Origin of the sequence: Nocardia sp. NPDC058497 (genome assembly GCF_042720195.1) — a bacterium.
GTDB lineage: Bacteria > Actinomycetota > Actinomycetes > Mycobacteriales > Mycobacteriaceae > Nocardia.
The window spans coordinates 1-6,121 of record NZ_JBHXMY010000365.1; the positions used below are offsets into that span (position 1 = coordinate 1).

6 protein-coding genes and 1 pseudogene are annotated in these 6,121 nt (G+C 62.9%); 5 read left to right on the top strand and 2 right to left on the bottom strand.

The genetic code is table 11. The annotated features are described in order from the left end of the window. The 5 genes and pseudogenes from ACFWPJ_RS22025 to ACFWPJ_RS22045 all read left to right on the top strand — a co-directional run. Positions 1 to 238: pseudogene (locus ACFWPJ_RS22025) on the top strand (hypothetical protein); the annotation flags it as partial. 28 nt (positions 239 to 266) lie between these two features. Beyond that, positions 267 to 728, top strand: coding sequence for a hypothetical protein (locus ACFWPJ_RS22030; RefSeq protein WP_378854140.1), 462 nt, complete (start codon positions 267 to 269; stop codon positions 726 to 728). Next, a complete protein-coding gene (locus ACFWPJ_RS22035) occupies positions 728 to 1,921 on the top strand; it encodes a hypothetical protein (RefSeq protein ID WP_378854142.1) in 1,194 nt (397 codons plus the stop codon). Before ACFWPJ_RS22030 ends, ACFWPJ_RS22035 begins: the two co-directional genes overlap by 1 nt. Continuing rightward, on the top strand, positions 1,914 to 2,678 hold the full coding sequence (locus ACFWPJ_RS22040; RefSeq protein ID WP_378854144.1) for an ESX secretion-associated protein EspG: 765 nt from the start codon (positions 1,914 to 1,916) through the stop codon (positions 2,676 to 2,678). Before ACFWPJ_RS22035 ends, ACFWPJ_RS22040 begins: the two co-directional genes overlap by 8 nt. Continuing rightward, complete coding sequence (locus ACFWPJ_RS22045; RefSeq protein WP_378854146.1) at positions 2,675 to 4,450, top strand: bifunctional serine/threonine protein kinase/MFS transporter; 1,776 nt, start codon at positions 2,675 to 2,677, stop codon at positions 4,448 to 4,450. Before ACFWPJ_RS22040 ends, ACFWPJ_RS22045 begins: the two co-directional genes overlap by 4 nt. 5 nt (positions 4,451 to 4,455) lie before the next feature. Here ACFWPJ_RS22045 and ACFWPJ_RS22050 read toward each other — a convergent pair whose 3' ends face one another. Together ACFWPJ_RS22050 and ACFWPJ_RS22055 are read right to left on the bottom strand one after the other, a co-directional pair. Further along, complete coding sequence (locus ACFWPJ_RS22050; RefSeq protein WP_378854148.1) at positions 4,456 to 5,442, bottom strand: Fic family protein; 987 nt, start codon at positions 5,440 to 5,442, stop codon at positions 4,456 to 4,458. Between the two features lie 244 nt (positions 5,443 to 5,686). After that, on the bottom strand, positions 5,687 to 6,121 hold a 435-nt coding region (locus ACFWPJ_RS22055; protein ID WP_378854150.1), incomplete at its 5' end, for a hypothetical protein.

Here is a 6,121-nt window from a genome sequence, read left to right on the forward strand (position 1 = left end):
CAGCGCAGATAATACTATCGGCGAGGAATTGACCGTTTCCAACCGCGCGGCAATCACGTATTACCCCCCCGCCCAGGCCGGCAAATGGTGCTCCATCAATGTCGAGATGAAGAACGGCAGCATGGAAATCGGAATAAACGTTCAACCGAAGCCGGAAAGGTCGATCGGGCGCCATCCATGCGATATCGCCAAGGACCTCGCATCCATGCTCGCTCCGACTATTCAGCCCGGAAGCTAAGGAGACCTAATATTCTTGAGGGGGCAATGTGGCGACACCGCTGGAAAATATAATTCAAGAAGCACAGAATGGCGACTTGAGCGTTTCGTTCAGTACTGATGTTCGGGTCAATGCCGACGAATTCGTTTATATGGAACGAGACTGTGAAGCATTCCTCGATGAAATCGAGAACCTACAGCGGCAGGCCATGGCTATCGCCAACCGAGAAAAATGGGGTCTCGGCGAAACAACACCCGGCCTGACGTCGGCATCCACTTTGGTGGGCCGGTTTCGCAGTAAAGCAGGAAAGGTTGGTTCGACATCAGATTCTGACAACAATCTCAACGATATCCTCCAGCAGCACCACGATATCGTCGTCGACATCCGAGACCTACACCGCGAGATCGCGAAACGCTACATGGCAACGGACCAAGAATTCGCCGCCCGTTATAACGAACTCTCCGCGAATGTTCCGCCATCAGCGATAACCTCCACGGAAGGACTCGCCTGATGGCCGGTAACGAGAATCCCCGAATTGGCGAGCCGGAAAAGCCCAACTCATGGGAACACTGGGCGATCTACCGAGCATTCAACCCGCTCGACACAACCGAAGCCAATAACGCGAGGTCCGAATACCAGAAAATAGCCTCGGATTGGTCCGCCGCCGTCGAGATATTCGCCGCCCGGATCCGCCGCTCGAGCACATCGGCCTGGGAAGGCGCAGCGGCAACGGCCTCCCAGAATGCCATTGCCGACTATGCGACGCGGGCACTCGAGCTGACTCCAGCGTTGAACGCGTTGGCGCAACGAGTCACCACCACAGTCAACGGCGTGAACAACACGCGCAACAACGTCGACGAGCCGCAGAACATGCCCGACAGCATCTGGAATCTGGATGGCCATGATTTCTTCTTCGCCGAACCGGGATACCGCTCGATGACCGCGATCAACAAAGCCCGCGATGAAGCACGCGAGGCGATGCAGGAACACTACGTCAAAGATTTTGTTGACGCCGACGGGCAGATTCCCATCCTGCCGCAACCCGAGAGCCCGACCTCACCGTTGACCTCATGGAAGCCGACCGGCGGCGGTTCGGGCGCCAACGGCGGAGGCAACGGCGACAGCTCGAATCCGGGCGGCGCGAACGGCGGTAACCCGGGCGACGAGACCGCGCCGACCACCGAAGACCCCGCCGATACCGAGACACCCACCGACACAGACGATTCCAGCGACGACGACACCACGGACGACACCAATCCATCGACGACCGAGGACGCGGAATCGCCGGACTCGACATCACCTGCGTCTACCCCGGAGACGACCTCGGCGGGAGTCAACCCGGCGGGGACGCCGGGTGCGGGTTCACCCGGTGCCGGTTCACCTGGCGGCGGCAGCCCAGGCGGCGGGAGTCCAGGCAGCGGCAGCCCAAGCGCCCCCGCGCCGGGCGGGGTCACCGCTGGATCACCGACCGCTGCGAGAGTGCCGACCGGCGCAACCGCCGCAGCGGGCGGAGGTGGCACCGGCCGAGCGGGTGCACCAGGCATGGGCGGCATGGGCGGCGGCCGTGGCGGCGGCAAGTCCGAAGACGACGAGACCCATCAGATCCCGGACTGGCTGAAGAACATGGAGAACACCGAGGAACTACTCGGTGAGCTGCCACGCACAATTCAGGGTGGCGTGATCGGCGGGAACGTAGATGAGTGAATGGACTTGGGAGCCTGACGATTTCGCGGCTCTCTGGTTGAACGACGCGCACGATCGGTTTCCGGGTCCACTCGGCTACACCAGTCGCATCCCCACCCTCAGCGAGGAACGAGCGCACCGAGCAGCGGTGCACGCACGGTATGACCGCGAGGAGACCGAGCTGATCCAGCTCGCCTTCCATACCTTGAGCACCTGCGAATTGCAGATCAGGATCGTCGGCGAGTCGACCCGCCTCGGCGGTGGCCGACGACGAATGTATCGACTGCTCGGCGCGCAGACCGCCCATCACGCGGTCCTGCTGTCCCAGACTGTCACCGATGACGTCGAGGAGCGCATTCGGTGCAGGCTGTTCCGGCCGGACAACCTACCGGGCCGGATCGCCAAACTGCTGCCCGAGTTCGCGGCGGGGCGCTCATCGAGCCGAACGTTCCACATCGACGACATCACCTCAACACGACGCGGCAACGACGGCTATCGGGACTCGCCCAGCAAGCAGTTCGAACGCCTTCTCGGCCAGCCGCGCGACGGCGGTGGAATCGCCGAACTACTGCCCGGCCCACTCGATGCCCGGTCCGACTCCTGGTACAGCGCACAGTGGTTCGACCTCATCGAAGACGGCCGCTATCTGCTGCAACGCGACCGTGACCAGGTGCAGGTCCGACCGATCGCCAACGACGACCTGCGCTCGCTGTTCGCCACCTGGATCGACCGAACCCGCAGCAGGCTGCGTGAGCGGGAGAACGAACACGCCTGGTGAACAAGGCCGGTACGGGTACGAACGCGATGGACGACAGACAAGGACTTGCGGTGGATAACTGGGGGATTTCGGAGGTCTTCGCGGGCTACGGGATCGAGCGGGTCCTCGGCCGAGGCGGGATGGGCACCGTCTACCTCGCCAGGCATCCGAGGCTGCCGCGCCACGTAGCGCTCAAGATCCTCAACTCGGACCTGCTGGGCGACAACGAGATACGGCAGCGATTCGAGCGTGAAGCCGACCTGGTGGCGCAACTCGAGCACCCGAATATCGTCGCTGTGCAGGATCGCGGGTTGGAGGGGAAGAACCTGTGGATCGCCATGCAGTATGTCCCCGGCTCCGACGCCGGAGCACCCGGCATGGTCGATCCGGCCAGGGCGATCCGAATCATCACCGACGTCGCCGCGGCCCTGGATTTCGCGCACAGCCGTGGCATCCTGCATCGCGATGTGAAGCCGGCGAACATCCTGCTGTCCAGCCCGGAACCCCATCAACCCGAACGCGTGCTGCTGGCAGACTTCGGTATCGCCCGGCTCCGCGATGACGTCAACGGCCTCACCCAAACCGGGACGTTCACCGCCACCCTGGCCTACGCCTCTCCCGAACAACTCGCCGCCGTCACCCTGGACCACCGCAGCGACCAGTATTCCCTGGCCTGCACGCTTTTCACGCTCCTTACCGGCACCGCGCCCTTCGCAGCGACCAACCCGGTCGCGGTGATCGGAGCGCACATGTCCGCACCCCCGCCCCTGGTTTCGGAACGACGTCCGGGGTTGCCACCCGGACTGAACATGGTCATCCAGCGAGCATTGGCCAAGAATCCGGCGCATCGGTTCAACTCCTGCACCGAATTCGCGCAGGCAGCGGCCCAAGCGATGACCAATCGGAGTGTTGCACCGGTAGCGAGTCCACCGGCGGCGCCGACATGGACACCGGAAATGCTGGCGAATGCACCAACCGCGGTGGCCCCGCCGGGCAGCTTTGTCGCTGATCGAGGATGGGAGCGTCGCATACCGCCGAAGCCGCCAACGACGGCGAGTGGTCGCGGCGCCCTGCTGATGGCACTGTGGTGCGCATTCTTCTCGCTCGTGCTCAGCACGCGAGGATTGACCTATTTGACAGATTGGTATGGCCCCGTTCTGGGCGGAGCGCTTCTGTTGGTGGTGCCCCTTTCCCTGTTCCTGGGATCATGGCTGGGCCGCCTCGCCGGATCCCGCGTCGTGTGCATAATCGGCCTGGCGATATGCGCAGCGGGCGGTCTACTGACATCAGCGATGGGTTCTTCAACGTTCTTGAAATTCGCAGCAAGTGCTGTGATCGTCATGTCAGCTGCGATGGTGATGAGCCAGGCCTTGGCAATCATCGCCAACGCTCCGCCGACGCAACGACGGGGTAGTGATTGGCGGGTGGCGACTGCACTCGCCGGAGTACCCATCGTGCTGGTAGCAGCAGTTGAGCTGCTCTACACACTGCGGCAGCAGGGCTGGTGGGATTGGTGGTCGGAATTCCACCTCCTACAGCTCCCGATAGCGTCACTGACGCTGCTCGCATTGCTTTTGATCATCATGCGGGTCCCATCGAATCCGGTTCACTCGAATGAAGTCACCCCGCTGGCCTGGCTTATCGGCGGAGGATCAGCGGCGGTCTCGCTATCCATTCCGATTATGTACACGTTCAATGAGAGCCCCTTTGTCCTGTGGGTTTTCGGGTCACTCGCGATCATCCTCGTCGCGTTAATGATTCGCCCGACGACACGAAGCCCTAGCGCTCCCTGACCGGGTTACCCCGACCGTTCCGACGAACCATTTCGACGATAGCGATTGGCCAGGTATGCCTCGACCGCAGCCTTGGTTGATCGCCACATTCCGTCGGAACCCTGGTGCGCATCCAGCCGGCCCCGCAGAGCAGCTTGACGCAAGGCGTTGTAGCTGACGTCATCGTCGGCGAGCGATTGCAGTGGTACCAGGCGGCGCGGACCCGCGATCCCAGGCACCACGAAGCGGTGCAGGTTATCGATCACGCTGCGGGCGATCAGTTCGGCGAGCAGACCGTAGTCGCCACGATCTGCTCGCTGCAATGCCTGCAGGTACTTCGCTCGGTCGCGCTTGAAGATGATGGCAGGTGGGAAGCCCAGCCGAACGAGAACGAGGTTGAGCACGAGACGACCGGTTCGGCCGTTCCCATCGAGAAACGGGTGGATGCGCTCGAACTCGCAATGGATCTCCGCCAGCCGCACAGGGATGTCCTGCGCAGCGACGCTGCCTGGACCGATGATGCACAGAGCAGCGCCAAATGCGTTCACCGCGTCGACCCACGACCTGACGCGCCCGGGTACCTCGACCCACGGCGGCGGCTTCGTCCCCTGCGCAATCGGATGAATGTCGTGCTCCCGGAACCCACCAGGGCCTTCCGCGGGGCGGGCCTGCGGGTGCGGTGAGACCTCCCAGACGTGGCGCATTGCTTGCTCGTGAACTCCACGCACCTCGGTGACAGTGATCAGTTCATCGCCGCCATAGCCATCGATCGAGCTCGCCTGGGCATAGACCCACTGCGCGGCTTCGCCGTAACCGAGAACTTCGAGGTAGTCGCTGAGCGGTTTGGCGCCAACTGCCTTGCCGTGCTCCAGCAGGGCCTCCACCTCGCGCAGCACCAACGTATTGCCTTCGATAGCAGTCGAGTTGTGCGCTTCCGTGTGCCAGATGTCGTCCCAGATCGCCGCCGCTTCAGCAGGTAGCGGCATGCCGCCGTAGCGACGTAGTTCAGCCAACGACTCAGCGAACCGTGTGAAGATCGTGCTTCGGCTGGGTCTACCACGGACCACGGGTGAGCTCCTTCCAGAAAGTGTCGCAGTGAATGTCTATCTAAATGTACAGAACACTTTCGCAAAGTTGATACAGCAGGTGCCGACCTAAATGTTTAGATCAACTGTGACGCTGCGTCTGGTCCTCGGATCTCCGGCATCGACAGTCTTCCCACCACCAAACCTGCCCACGCTGCACGATCAGGCCGCTTCAGTCCAGCCAAGTCGACCGGCGGTAGTACTCGGACTCGGAGTCGTAGTCACCGTCCGATGGCGCGACCGTCGATCTGGCCTCCCGCGCCGCCCTCGCACGTGCGACGGCCGCCCTGATCTCGGCCTGCCGCTGTTGCTCAGGAGTCATGTTCGGATCCGGCACGAAGGCTACGGGCCCGGACGGCTGTGCCTGCACCGCCGTCGCGGGTGCCACCTCATGTGCAGGATCTTCCCTCCCCTGTCCCGGTTGCGGCTCAACAGTTTCTGCGTTGTCGTCTGCGGAATCCTGCTCGGCGAGCTCACGCAGTTGCTGGGCAGCCTCGACGGCGAACTGTTCCGCGCTGAGAGCGGTCTGGCGGTTGATCTCGTCGATCTCATCCATCAGCATCGCCGAGCGCCGCCGGGCCTCGGCCGCGATCTGCGCACACTCTGC

What these genes read in the sequence shown, in the direction of transcription:
- ACFWPJ_RS22035 (WP_378854142.1), top strand. Translation starts at nt 728, where the DNA reads ATGGCCGGTAACGAGAATCCCCGAATTGGCGAGCCGGAAAAGCCCAAC.
- ACFWPJ_RS22040 (WP_378854144.1), top strand. Translation starts at nt 1,914, where the DNA reads ATGAGTGAATGGACTTGGGAGCCTGACGATTTCGCGGCTCTCTGGTTG.